Source organism: Terriglobales bacterium (assembly GCA_035457425.1).
Classification (GTDB): Bacteria; Acidobacteriota; Terriglobia; order Terriglobales; family Acidobacteriaceae; genus JACPNR01.
Genome location: DATIBR010000186.1, coordinates 1 through 13,270 on the forward strand (window position 1 = coordinate 1; position 13,270 = coordinate 13,270).

At 60.4% G+C, this 13,270-nt stretch carries 11 protein-coding genes; 10 read left to right on the forward strand and 1 reads right to left on the reverse strand.

What is annotated here, in order from left to right; all coding sequences use genetic code 11:
• The 5 genes from VLA96_14695 to msrA all read left to right on the forward strand — a co-directional run.
• On the forward strand, positions 1-2,245 hold a 2,245-nt coding region (locus VLA96_14695; protein ID HSE50452.1), incomplete at its 5' end, for an RHS repeat-associated core domain-containing protein.
• 231 nt (positions 2,246-2,476) lie between these two features.
• The gene (locus VLA96_14700; GenBank protein HSE50453.1) at positions 2,477-2,986 is read left to right on the forward strand and encodes a hypothetical protein; all 510 of its coding nucleotides are present in this window, start codon (positions 2,477-2,479) and stop codon (positions 2,984-2,986) included.
• Between the two features lie 519 nt (positions 2,987-3,505).
• A complete protein-coding gene (locus VLA96_14705) occupies positions 3,506-4,603 on the forward strand; it encodes a TonB family protein (GenBank protein ID HSE50454.1) in 1,098 nt (365 codons plus the stop codon).
• 542 nt (positions 4,604-5,145) lie between these two features.
• On the forward strand, positions 5,146-6,330 hold the full coding sequence (locus VLA96_14710) for a hypothetical protein (protein HSE50455.1): 1,185 nt from the start codon (positions 5,146-5,148) through the stop codon (positions 6,328-6,330).
• A 1,659-nt stretch (positions 6,331-7,989) separates the two neighbouring features.
• On the forward strand, positions 7,990-8,529 hold the full coding sequence (msrA, locus tag VLA96_14715) for a peptide-methionine (S)-S-oxide reductase MsrA (protein HSE50456.1): 540 nt from the start codon (positions 7,990-7,992) through the stop codon (positions 8,527-8,529).
• Between the two features lie 24 nt (positions 8,530-8,553).
• On the opposite strand, the gene VLA96_14720 is transcribed toward msrA, so the two are convergent.
• Positions 8,554-9,522 carry a pyridoxal-phosphate dependent enzyme gene (locus tag VLA96_14720; protein HSE50457.1) on the reverse strand — a complete coding sequence of 323 codons (969 nt, stop codon included), beginning with the start codon at positions 9,520-9,522 and terminating at the stop codon, positions 8,554-8,556.
• Positions 9,523-9,611: 89 nt separating this feature from the next.
• Between VLA96_14720 and VLA96_14725 the strand changes: the two genes are divergently transcribed.
• The 5 genes from VLA96_14725 to hemH all read left to right on the forward strand — a co-directional run bounded on the left by VLA96_14725 (position 9,612) and on the right by hemH (position 13,205).
• Complete coding sequence (locus tag VLA96_14725; GenBank protein ID HSE50458.1) at positions 9,612-10,106, forward strand: DUF2721 domain-containing protein; 495 nt, start codon at positions 9,612-9,614, stop codon at positions 10,104-10,106.
• Positions 10,106-10,534, forward strand: a complete 429-nt coding sequence (locus tag VLA96_14730; GenBank protein ID HSE50459.1) for a PPC domain-containing DNA-binding protein — start codon at positions 10,106-10,108, stop codon at positions 10,532-10,534. The genes VLA96_14725 and VLA96_14730 overlap by 1 nt, the downstream gene beginning before the upstream one ends.
• 239 nt (positions 10,535-10,773) lie before the next feature.
• Positions 10,774-11,100 carry an antibiotic biosynthesis monooxygenase gene (locus tag VLA96_14735; GenBank protein HSE50460.1) on the forward strand — a complete coding sequence of 109 codons (327 nt, stop codon included), beginning with the start codon at positions 10,774-10,776 and terminating at the stop codon, positions 11,098-11,100.
• A 117-nt stretch (positions 11,101-11,217) separates the two neighbouring features.
• The gene (gene hemE, locus VLA96_14740) at positions 11,218-12,267 is read left to right on the forward strand and encodes a uroporphyrinogen decarboxylase (GenBank protein HSE50461.1); all 1,050 of its coding nucleotides are present in this window, start codon (positions 11,218-11,220) and stop codon (positions 12,265-12,267) included.
• 26 nt (positions 12,268-12,293) lie between these two features.
• Positions 12,294-13,205, forward strand: coding sequence for a ferrochelatase (hemH, locus tag VLA96_14745; protein HSE50462.1), 912 nt, complete (start codon positions 12,294-12,296; stop codon positions 13,203-13,205).
• The last annotated feature ends 65 nt before the right edge of the window (positions 13,206-13,270 follow it).

Here is a 13,270-nt window from a genome sequence, read left to right on the forward strand (position 1 = left end):
TCTCCTCACAGCTGAACAACGAGGAGGCACGACAGACACGACGAAGTGGCGGACGCGTACTTATACCTATGACGCCCTGTCACGAGTCACCAGTGAAAGCATTCCGGAGACGGGATCCAGCACCTCCGCCACCGGTACCACGAACTCTTATTACACGACAGCCGGTGCTGCCCTTTGCAGTGGCGATCCACAAGATGTTTGTCGCAAGGTGGATCCTCGTAGCATTACAACTACTCTTAGTTACGACGCGGCGAATCGCCTCACAATCAAATCATATTCAAACAGCGATCCGACTGTTTCCTACTTCTACGATCAGACCACCTACAACAGCCTGACCATTTCGAACGGCAAAGGGCGTCGTACCGGTATGAGCGATGCCAGTGGCCAAACGGCATGGAGCTATGACAATGACGGTCGCGTCGCGACCGAACGGCGCACAATTACCGCCGTTTCACCCAATGTTACGAAAACGACCTCATACACCTACAACTTGGATGGTTCTTTGGCGTCGGTTACGTACCCGAGCGGGAAAGTGGTCCAGTACACCTACAGCAACGCGGGTCGGCCACTGACAGCGAAGGATTCACTCCGGACCGACTGGTATGCGAAAGACGCGCTCTATACGCCATGGGGCGCTTTGAGTGAGTTCAAAAGCGGAGCGACTGGAACTTCGAATGGTGTGACTCGGTCGTTCAGTTTCAACAATCGGCTGCTGCCAAGTCTGCTTTCGGCGTCGTCAGCTTCTCTTACGATTCAAAGCCTGAATTACACGTACTTGGCGAATGGGAACGTCAGTCAGATTCGAAACAATCGAGACGACAATCGCACCGTTAACTACACCTACGACAACCTCAACCGCATCAAAGATGCGTATACCCCAAATTCGACACTTTGGGGGAATTCGTACGTGTATGACAACTGGGGCAATCTTCTCCAGAAAAACGCGTACGCGGGTAAGACCAACTACGAGGGTCTGACTGTCACGGTGAATCGCAAGAATCAGATTGACGGCATGACTTACGACCTCGCCGGCAACCTGACCAATGATGGTGTCGCAACCTACGCCTACAATGCCGATGATCAAACCACTGCTGCGGCAGGAGTCGCCTACAAGTACGATGGTGACAATAAGCGTGTCTATAAAGCGAGCACTCGACTTTACTGGACCGGTGTTGGATATGCCCCGCTAAGCGAGACTGACCTTCTCGGCGCTGCAGACAAAGATTACGTGTACTTCGCCGGAGTCAGAGTTGGATTCCTCAAAGTCTCGACCAGTACGCCGTACTACTTCTATCCGGATGTTCTCGGATCAGCCCTCGTAATGAGCAATGTGGACGGAACAGCCATCAAGGAAGAGTCGGACTTTTATCCCTGGGGCGGTGAGCAGGTCATTACTGATTTGCTGTCGAACAATTACAAGTTCACGACTTACGAGCTGGATTCGGAATCGGGAAACGACTATGCCGTGTTCAGGCAATACTCAACGCGTCTGGGACGGTTCGCAAGCCGCGATTTGCTCGGAGGTTATGTTGGCGATCCTCAGTCCTTGAACCTCTATTCTTATGTCGAGAACAGCCCAACCAATGCGGTAGATCCAATCGGTCTCCTTATGTACGTTTGTGGTGCACCCGGGAATGTGCCGTGCACGCCGCCCGATGATGGTGGTGGTGGCGGTGGTGGCATTGGGGCAAGAGGCCGAGGTCCCCTACAGGACACGGGTGATTCACATGGCGGTGGGTCGAGCGCTCAATGTGGGACCCCGAAACGTGGCGGAGGTTTTGGAATTCTCGGAGGTGGAACCGCCACGGGCAGTCTGGGAACATTGATAAGTGGTGTCTTGACCGGGCAACTCGGCGGCGGAGCGTTCTGGAATTCCCAAAGCGGCTTCTCATTGGGAGGCTTCGGCTCCGGCGCAGCCACCGGTAGAGTCGGAAGTCACATAGGCGGCGCTCCTAAACAGTCAATCGAACAACCCGGTGGGCTTGGGGCATACGCTGGATACGGCCCTGGCGTCTTCTTCACGAATGCAGGATCCGCGCAGCAACTTAGCGGGCCGTTCGGCACACTCCAGGTGGATATCGGAGTCGGCGTAGGCAAGGCCTCCGTCGCGCTATCATCCGATGGCAAGGGCACTTGGATCCTAACGATTAATGGCGGACCGGAACCGATTTCCAATGGCGTTGGAGCCGCCTTTACTAAATACACGAGCAACACGAAGGCGGTAGGTACGAGCAAATGTCCCTAGAGAGTGAGGCCCTAGAAATGCAAACCAAGCTCAATCAGGCACCAGGGAAGAGACCTTGGTTATCCAGGTATCTGAAGGCGTTAATTGTCTTCATACCGATTATGGCTCTGGCAATGTTTGTCTCCGTTACAACTCTGCACGACCTCCGCCTCTTCTTTGCGGTGGCTGTAGTGTTTGCCGCGTGGTTTCTTATCACAATCATTGCCTCCATCCGAGAGCGCTGGCTGCAACGTGTCCAACGCTCCTAACGAGATTGCGCTGCGCGATTCCATTCGGCGCTCATTCCCTGCAGAAGCATATACCGGAAGAATCACGCGCTACGACGACGCCGACAATCCGGAAATGGATGATGAAAAAGAGTTGTACAAGGCATTGAGTGGGCGGAAATGGACGGAGGTACCCAAAGAGCTGCTACGCTCCCAGCCGGACGGTTACGAGCTGCTTACAGAGGAGGCCTTTGCAGCCTTTCTAGCCGCTTGGCTTATGGACTCGTTGGAGAATATTGATGGCGAGAACGAGGTTCGCAACTTCCTCGTGTATGCGTTTAGTCCACGAGAGGGTCTCATCCCTGACATGACCGGGTTCAAGATCCAACGGTTGCGTTGCTTGAGTCCAGAGCAACGGCAGACTTTGCGATTGCTTCTCTCGGAGTTTGTCGAACGAGAGCGCTCTTCTTACCAAAAAAAGCTGGCCTCCGCGGCCGTTGCGCTGATTGACGGCTTGGGAACTCCGGAGCGCTAAGACACTTTGCTAGCAAGATGAGCCGCTTGAGGCTGGTATCCGCGTTTGTCGTGAACACTCTCTTCGCAGTATTGGGTCCGGAGTATTTGGGTTGGGTGTTAGTCAACGGAATTCCAGCCCCATCGATTCTGGGTGTCCTGCTAAAAGCGTGGATCGCGAACCTGCTGTTTTCGGCGTTACTAGGGGCGATAGTCCAGCACCTGAGCTACACAAAGCTCATTAGATGGGCATGGCCACTTCCGACCTTCTGGTTGATGTTAGGCATTGCTCTACGCGTCCTTGAGGGTCGGGGCTTGGGCGGATTCACCGGCTCCGCCTGTGTGAACTTGGACTGGAGAAGCTGCATCGACTTCTTCGCTTTCACAGTCCCAGCAGTTCGCGCCGTTAGCTACTCAATCGGTGCTTCCCTTAGTGCTCCTGGCCTTTGGAGCAAGAAGGAAAACGCAGCATAGGTGTCCGGCACGTTAGGTACGTAACGTTACGTTGTAAGTCGCTTCTTCCTAAAGGGGCCCTTTTTCGATGCGAACCCTCTCAGTCACGGCAATTGCTTTGCTCTGTGTGCTAGCAACGGCGCAAGCTCCCGACATAAACCAGCTAAGGACACGCGCTCAGGCGGGGGACTCGAAGGCCCAAGTCGAGCTTGGAGCGGCCTATGCAGCTGGGACCGGCGTAGCCAAAGATGATCAGGAGGCCGCACGTTGGTTCGAGAAGGCCGCAAAGAAGGATGATGCGGAAGCTCAGTTTCGTCTTGCTCAGGCATACGCCTCCGGCCAGGGCGTTAAGCAGGACCTCGGCAAAGCTGCAGGGTGGATGAAGAAGGCCGCCGAGCAAGGCAACCTCGCAGCGATATCGAGGCTTGGACTGATCTTCCTCCGTGGCGAGGGCGTCGCACAGGACAATGCGAAAGCGCTCAAGTTGCTGCGGGAAGGGGCGGAACGCAACGACGCCGTCGCGGAATATGGGATGGCCCTTATCTACGCCGAGGGTCGCGGCGTGGAACGAGACATGGCGAAAGCGATGGACTGGTACGAGAAAGCCGCCGCTCAGGATCATCCATGGGCGCTGAGGGCTCTCGCTCTCGTACTGACTGGGCCGTCGAAAAAGAATCCAACCGAGGCACACGCCGACCGGGAACGAGCCGTAGCGCTTGCCGAGAAGGCGGTGGAAGTTACAGGAAGGAAGAACGCCGAAACACTCGATACATTGGCGACAACCTACTATCGCAATGGCGAGACGCAGAAAGCAGTCGCTGCGGAACGTGAAGCTTCCGCTCTAGTCCCCGATCAGCCTGGCTACCAAGAAGCAGTCAAAGCATACGAACAGGGAAGGCCGCCGGCGAGCCACTATTCGTTGTTCGAGAAAAATCGTATGTCCGCTCCCCGAGCGATCCGAGCGCCAGACCCCGTTATTCGCTCAGGAGCGGGACAAGGAACGGTTGTCGTTTGGGCAGTCGTTGGCGCCGATGGCAAGGTGAAGCAAGTGAAAATCGCACGCTCGGTGAACCATGAGCTTGATGAGAGCGCCTTGGAGGCAGTCCGGCAGTGGATATTTGAACCGGCGCGGCGCGATGGTACGCCAGTGGCTGTGCAGATTAATGTCGAAGTGAACTTCCGCTGAGTCCCACCTGGAACTTTGATGCAACAAGGGAGGTATCACTTCAAAGCGAGGCTACCAAGAAACCTCACGTTGCTCTCCCACCCCAAGCCCAGTCGCCACCTACCGCGACAAAGATTTCGGAGCTAAAGCGTCGCGCCTTGAAGGCGTCCTGCACCCGAGTACATAAATCGTCACGCACTGCGGTCGCACTTGCACCATTGAACTCTCCGGCCACAGTCGTGGTCGGAATGACTACCTTCGTTCCTTGAGAAGCAACTTGGACCTTCGCCAACCCCATTTTCTGTAGATCAGCGTACGCGTTCTCGTAATCCTTTGCGCTCGCAGCCTTCAGATCAAACGTGCAGATGACTAGATAACTCATGAACTTGCTCTCCCTTCCTGCACTGTAGCAAGACGGCACAAGGGTAGGCCGCGACGCCCATCACCACCTGGCATTCAGAGTTTTGTTCCGAATCCAGAACAACGAGCAAACTATGTCACTGACCAACGTTCATCGGTGGTAGACATGATGGTTTTCCTGCTACTCCACGAGGAGAGGAACTATGATGTTTGACCCACGTTGGGGCGACCCGAAGAAGCAGCCTCTCACGAACGGTCCCGTTCGGATTACCACACCTCCACAACATCCATCCCCACAATTGTCAGGAACTGGCGGACAGCTACTGGAGGTCTTTCTTCCTTTTCCGATCTTCACGATTGATGACAAACCCTGGGCAGCACTCCAACTTCGGTACGAGCATGGTCTGATCTTGATGAACAAGCCGCTGGCGGTGGACCTATTGAAAACCCCCGAGGGCGCGCTGAGCAACGAGTCACCTGACGTTTTCGTCACCGTCCTGCGTCTGGAGGTCATACCTGACGACCGAAAACTGCCCGTCCTCAGCGGCGCTCTGCAACCACTGATGACGAGTTTCCTAAAGCTGGTCCGCGCGGTTGGGCGTCAATATTGGATTTTTGGAGGCGGACAGGGCTATGGCGCTTGGTACAGAGGTGGGTCGTTCGTGCTCGCCGAAGGTCGAATTGGGCAGCAGAACTTTGCGCACTTCGGCCAAACTGTCATGGTTCGGCCACTAACTGGTGATGAATGGCACTGGATTGGAAAGGAGCTCAACGCCAGGCGAGAAATCCCGGTTTCCGAGTTGTTGTTCTGTGATGCGCTGACGTGCATCAGTGCTGCCGATCAGGCAAGAGGGGTTCTGGAATTGGGAGTCGCGTCCGAGGTTGGAGTTACGAAGCTATTGATGGACCGTGCCACTCAGCTGGGCCAGCAGCACCACAACGCTAGGAAATTCCTTGAGAAGAATGAGCGAGGTCAGGTGCGTTTCGGCGAGAAGCTGGAACAATGGCCAAAGAAAATGGGGCTGATTCCCGCGCAAGAATTCACGTCTGGGATCGACCCGCTTTGGCACACGCGACTAATTACGCTCTACCGCTTTCGTAATTCTGTTGCGCACAGCGGCGATGTGCACCTGCGGGACAAGACATCCAAGACCGTTCGAGCCCTAACCAAAGGAGAGCTCGAAGGATTCGTGTTTGCTGTTGAGGCGCTCCACCACTGGATACAGGAGTGCCGAGAGCAGATCGGAATTCCTGCACATACATTCCGTTACAAAGAGCTTAGAGATCGGCCGGTTAGCGCAATCGTTGGGGATGTTCTAGAAACCGGCGGCTTCACTGTTGATACCTCTTGGTCATGGGGCCCGGCACCGCAACCGCCAGGCGAATGAATGCCCTGCTCCGTGTTGGATTGCTGCAATTCAGTAGTTCAAGTGCTGCCTTAAGTTATGCCAAGTGTGGTGTTTGTATTGGCTTTATACTCCGCTGAAGATGCAACGTTCCATCATTGCTCGCTTCGGTCAACTATTCATTGAGGGCTTCGGGAAGACCCTTGCGGCTAAGGTCGTAGATGGCACCTTGCTGATCTTCGCGATACTCTACGCGGCCCGAACAGGAAGTCTGCAAGAAGGCAGACTTGGGGAGTTAGCGACCATCGGCGGAATGCTGCTTTGTGCCGTAAGTGCCTGGAGTGCCTCCCGAGCTGGAGTTCTGTTGACCCGCGCAGTCGCGGCCGAAACGGTCCAAGAAGCGGCTCCCAAGAACCTAGGCATCTTTGCGGCCGATGGACTCCCACTCACTGTTTCCGGAAGCGAGCCATATCCGGGATACAGATCTAAGATTTGGGGCTTTGCTGCCCTCGTAATCTTTGTTTGTGTCGCAATTTTCTTCGGTCTGGTTGCGAGCCTGAAACCGCTATCGCAACCTGGGGGGCACAGAAGCTAGGTCTGGGTTCATCCACTCTTCCATCGTTAGAACCCACACCTTCAGCTGCGAGTGAGTCCCATAGAACCGGTTCTCTAGAGGTTGGTGTCTCCCCTTATGTCGTTGCGCTTCGTCCACCCAAAATAGGTACGCTCACCCGTCCTACCCAATTCGGATTTTCGGCTGTTCTCTATGTCCGAAATGCGACTGCTTCTCCCAAGCAAGTCCAGAAACTTGAACTATGGGGAGACGTTGAATCGGACTGCTCGGACTACGCTGGGACAGCCATCATGGAACGGGCCGCCGCTTCTCCCGGCACTACGTGGCAAGACCTGGAACGCGAATGCAGCCAGCTGAAGCCCTACCGGAGGCTGCATTGGACCGCGTACCCGATCGAAGGCGGTCGCGTCGAATCGAGCGGAGGGGAAAGTTATATCCGGTTCACATTCATTGAGCCAGAGAATCTGGGTATGCGGACAATTCCAGGCACGAATATTGCTACCAAGTACTTTGGCTCAATCACCAACCAAACTCTGCCTGAACTGGTCACGACGTCTGTCCACGTGGAGGACCTAGTTAGATTTCGCGGCATACTGAAGAACGAGGACGTAATTGAGGCGTATGGTCCGACAATGAACTCGGACGCTCGCGGTAGGACACTCTTTCGAGTCACAATTGACGGCGGGTTGATCTCGATACCCAAGCAGTCCATCAGTCGCGTACGTCTCGTCTTCTTTCCCGACTGGAAGCAGCAAACGCCGATAAATCTGTTTCGCGGCAGAAGCGGAACATCATTCGACGGGTTGGATGAAATCGAAACCACGCAGCGACCCCGCAAATAAGTTTCGCGCTGCGGTTCTGACTGTGGGGACTTTTGTGGGGACCCTGACAGCAAAACACTACTTCCCGCCACAACTCAGCACATCTCGGCACATTAAGCGAACAAGTAGAAAACAGAAGGGTTGCAGGGCTTCTGTCCTACTTTTCTTCAAGATAGCTGGCGGAGCCGAGAGGGTTTGCTAAACCGTTGTACGGTCAAAAGCTGTACCGGGGGTTCGAATCCCCCCCCTCTCCGCCAGAACTTCTTCCTTTCGTAACCAGCCGGCCGCGCCGGGCATCTACTGAACATGCCTACCGAAACAGCCATTCTTGCCGGCGGATGCTTCTGGTGCCTGGAAGCGGTTTTTGACCGGCTGCGCGGCGTGCACGCCGTCGAGTCCGGGTACATCGGCGGGCACGTCAAGAATCCCGCCTACCGCGAGGTCTGCGCCGGGACCACCGGGCACGCCGAGGCCGTGCGCATCACCTTCGACCCCGCGGAGATCACGTTCGCCGACCTGCTGGAAGTCTTCTTCGCCATCCATGACCCGACCACGAAAGACCGCCAGGGCAACGACGTCGGCACGCAGTATCGCTCCGCCATCTTCTATACGAGCGAAGAGCAGAAGCGCGCGGCGGAAGAGAAGATCAAGCAGTTGACCGGGGCGCGCGCCTTCGGGGCGCCGATCGTCACCGAAGTCGCCCTCGCCACCGCGTTCTACGAGGCCGAGGGCTACCACCAGGAGTACTTCGAGAACAATCCGGCGCAACCCTACTGCCAGATGGTGGTGGCGCCCAAGGTGCGCAAGGCGCTGGAGAAGTTCGGCGAAAAGATGGCGGCGAAATAAGCCGGCGCGGGCGGGACGCCGGCGCTACGTGGCGACCAGCTCGTTGAACTTCTTGAGGTCGATGTTGCCGCCGCTCACCACGCACACCACTTTGCCCTTGCCGGCTTTGCCGGTGAGCCCGGCGGCGACGGCGCAGGCGCCCGCGCCCTCCGCGATGACGTGATTGCGCTCGGCGACCAGCTTCATTGCCGCGGCGATCTCGTCGAGCGTGACGACGATGGAGCCGGCGAGCAGGTGGTGCGCCGCCGCCCACATGCGCGGGAAGACGGACTTGCCGCCGCAGCCGTCCACCCAGCTCGCCTGCCAGTCAGGAAAGTTCATCGCGGCGCCCTGCGCCAGGCAGTAGGCGAGCGGTGAGGCGGTCGCGGGCTCCGACGCGAAGACTTTCACCTGCGGCCGGTTCTTCTTCATCGCGGTGGCGATGCCGCAGGTCAGGCCGCCGCCGCCGAAGCTGGCGACCACGGCGTCGACGTCGGGCAGGTCTTCCAGGATCTCGAGGCCGCAGCTGGCGTTGCCGGCGATGAACTCGTCATCCTCGAAGGGATGCACGAACGCACCCGGCATCTGGGGATGGCGGCGCTCGCCCAGCGCCTTCCAGCATTCGTCGAAGGAAGCTTTCACGTAGGTGGCGCCCAGCCGCTCCATCGCCTGGAGCTTGGTGGCGGGCGCGGTGTCCATCACCAGGACCTTGCAGGGCACGCCGGCGCGCTTGGCGGCGAGCGCGACGCCCTGCGCGGCGTTGCCGGCGCTCACCGTCCACACGCCCTGGCTGCGTTGCGCGGGCGTCATCAGGCGGACCTGGTTGTAGGCGCCGCGGATCTTGAAGGAACCGATGGGCTGCATGTTCTCGAGCTTCAGCCAGATCTCGGCGGGGCCGTCGTAGTTCAGCTTGACCAGCGGCGTACGGATGGCGGCCTCGTAGACGTGCTTGCGGGCGTCTTCGACGAGCGCGTACGGGATCTCGCGGCGGGCGGTCGGGGTGGCGATGGACATCGGCTGGGGACCTCGGGTGTCTGGCGATGCTAGTGCGCGGGCGAAGCGCGAGTCAAACGCCAGCCGCTACAATGTTGCGCGAGGTGCGCATGGTCGCCGAAGTCCTGGGGAATGGCAGCCCGTTCGCCGTGCTGACCGCCGTGGTGGCGCCCGCCATGCTGACCAACGCTTCGGCGGTGCTGTCGCTGGCGACGAGCAACCGGCTGGCGCGCGTGGTGGACCGCCACCGCGCGGTCGCGCCGCGCGTGGTCGCGCTCGACCAGGGTCATCCCGAGCATGCCGCCTGGAGCCAGCAGATGCTGCGGCTGGAGCAGCGCGCGCAGTTCCTGGTGAAGGCGCTGCGCAGCATCTACGCCGCGCTCGGGCTGTTCGCCGGCTCCACGCTGCTCTCCGTGATCGGCGGGCTGGGCAGCTTCTACGGCTCGGCGCTGGGCTACCGGATCGTGGCGCTGGTCGCGCTGGTCGCGGGCGCGCTCGCCGTCATCGAGCTGATGATGGGCTCGGTCTTCATGGTGCGCGAGACCCGGCTGGCGGTGCAGAACCTGGCAGCCGAGGCGCAGCTCGCCCACCCGGAGCACCGGTGATGCGCGCGCACCTGCTCGCCGACGTCCCGGCACGCCGCACCTGGCTGCTCGCCTTCGACAAGGGCGACGACGTCCTGCCGACGCTGCTCAAGTTCGCGGAAGAGGAGAAGATCGTGGCGGCGGAGCTGCGCGGCATCGGCGGCTTCCGCGAAGTGACGCTGGCGTACTTCGAGCGAGCCACGCTGACCTACGAGCCGCTGCCGGTGCGCGAGCAGGTGGAGGTCGTGTCGCTGCTGGGCAACATCACGCTCGCCGAGGGCAAGCCGAAGGTGCACGCGCATTGCGTCATCGGCCGCAAGGACGGCTCCACGGTGGGCGGACACCTGCTCGCCGGGGAGGTCTGGCCCACGCTCGAGCTGTTCGTCACCGCGTACGCGGAAGAGGTCGAGCGGAAGAACGATCCCGAGACGAAGCTGCCGCTGCTCTGAGCCGGGGCGCGGTTTTCTGTGGAAATCTCCTGCGCATGGGTGTCGCGCGTCACTGACAGCCGCCCCGCGCTGCGGTAGCCTTCCGACCATCTTCGTGCCGGGCATCCGGGAAGCAGTGTCGGCCCCTTCCCAACGCTTCCCGCCGGGCACGTGCCGCGGGAGCGCCGGATACGCGGTATCCGGGACCCGGAATGCCCGGCTGGTCTATCACCGTCTCATCTAGCAATGGAGGTTCCCCCATGTTTGCCCGCATTCTGGAATTCGAAGTGAAGATGGAAAAGAAGCAGGACTTCATCAAGACCCTCAAGAACGAGGTCCTGCCCATCCTCAAGAAGCAGCCGGGCTTCCTCGAGCTGCTGCCGTTCTTCTCCGAGAAGTTCGAGGAGAAGAAGGTCATCAACATCAGCTTCTGGGACCAGAAGTTGAACGCCGAGCGCTATGAGAAGGAGGTCTTCCCGAAGATCCAGGAGATCGTGAAGCCCTACCTCACCACTCCAATCGTCGTGAGGAACTACCTGCTCGAGACCACGCTCTGCGAGCACTTCGAGAAGGCCCTGGCGGCCTAGTCCCCGCTCGCACACCATGCCCGAAGCTTCGGCTTCGGGCATTGCCGTCTGCACGCCCCGGTGTGACGGTGGTCACAATCCGCCCGCAAGCCCAGCCGCTACAATGACGTTTCTCTTATGAGCGCCCCTGATAGCCGCTTTGTCCGCGCCTGCCGTTGCGAGCCCGTCGACGTGACTCCGATGTGGTTCATGCGGCAGGCGGGACGCTACATGGCCGAGTACCGTGCCGTGCGCAAACGGTACTCCATCCTCGAGATCTGCAAGTCGCCGGAGCTGGCGGCGGAGGTCACCATCACGGCGGCGGAGCGGCTGGGCGTGGACGCGGCCATCATCTTCGCCGACCTGCTGCTGCCGCTCGAGGTCATGGGGCTGGACTTCCGCTTCGAAGCCGGCGAGGGCCCGGTCATCGAGCAGCCGCTGCGCGAAGCGAAAGACGTCAAGCGGCTGCGCACCGACCGCGCCGCCGACCTGAACTATGTGGCCGAATCGGTGGCGCGCGTGGCCAAGCACTTCGGGTCGAAGCTGCCGGTGATCGGGTTCTGCGGCGCGCCCTTCACGCTGGCCAGCTACATGATCGAGGGCGGCGGCTCGCGGAACTACGTCCACACCAAGCGCCTGATGTACACCGAGCCGAAGGCGTGGAACGAGCTGATGAGCAAGCTGGTCAGCGTGCTCGGGGCCTACGCCGCCGAGCAGGTGCGCGCCGGCGCCGACGTGGTGCAGGTGTTCGATTCCTGGGTCGGGTGCCTGAGCCCGGAAGACTTCCGGCACTACGTGCTGCCGCACGCGACGGCGCTGGTGAAGGCGCTGCAAAAGACCAAGGCTCCGGTCATCTACTTCGGCACGGATTCGGCGACGCTGCTGCCGGCGATGAAGCAGACGGGCGCGGAGGTCATCGGCGTGGACTGGCGCGCCAACCTCGACGACGCGTGGCGGTCGCTGGAGTGGGCGGGCGCGGTGCAGGGGAACCTCGACCCGGTCATGCTGTTCGCCGACAAGAAGCTGCTGCGCGAGCGCGCGCACGACGTGCTGCGGCGCGCCGGCGGGCGTCCGGGACACATCTTCAACCTCGGCCACGGGATCCTGCCGGAGACGCCGGTGGAGAACGTGCTCGCGCTGGTGGAGTACGTGCGCGAGTTCTCTGCCGGGAAAGCGGGCTCCCGGTGAGCGCCGCGAGCGGCCAGGAGGGGATGATGACGCGGAAGACCGCGGTCCTGCTGCTGGCGCACGGCTCGCCCGACAAGCCCGAAGAGGTACCGGAGTTCCTGCGTGCGGTGACGAGCGGGCGGCCGGTGCCGGAGGCGGTGGTCAAGGAGATCGAGCACCGCTACGCGCTCATCGGCGCCTCGCCGCTCACGCGGCTCACGCTGCGCCAGGGCGAGCTGCTGGCCGCCGAAGTCGGCCTGCCGGTGTACGTCGGGATGCGCAACTGGAAGCCGTGGATCGCCGACGTCCGGGCGCAGATGGAGCGCGACGGCGTGACGCACGCCATCGCCATCTGCCTGGCGCCGCAGGACTCGCGGACATCGGTCGGGCTGTATCGCAAGGCGCTGCTGGGTGAATCGGGCGCGCCCTTCGACGTGGACTTCGTGGAGAGCTGGCACGACCAACCGCAGCTCATCGCCGCCTTCGCCGAGCGGCTGAAGGCGGCGCTGGCGCGCGCGGAACAAGAGCACGGCGCGGAGCCGGCGGTGATCTTCACCGCGCATTCCGTGCCGGAGCGCACGATCCTCGACGGCGACCTCTACTCCGCGCAGGCGAAGCACACCGCGGAGCTGGTGGCGCAGGCCGCCGGGCTGATGGACGGCGCGTGGTGGTTCGCGTTCCAGAGCCAGGGCATGAGCGGCGGGCCATGGCTCGGGCCGACGGTCGAGGACACCATCACCGGACTGAAGGAGCTGGGGCACGCGGGCGTCCTGCTGCAGCCCATCGGATTCGTCTGCGACCACGTCGAGGTGCTGTACGACATCGACATCGCGTTCCGGAAGTTCGCGGAAGAGCACGGCGTGAAGCTGTGGCGCGCCGAATCGCTCAATGACTCGCCCACGTTCATCCGCGCGCTCGCAGACGTGGTGCGTGCGCGCATCCCGGCCGCGGTCCGATGAGAGACGCGGCGCGAGGCCCGCGCGGCCGCCGAGCGGCGCAGCTCCAGGGCATCCAGGAGCATGCT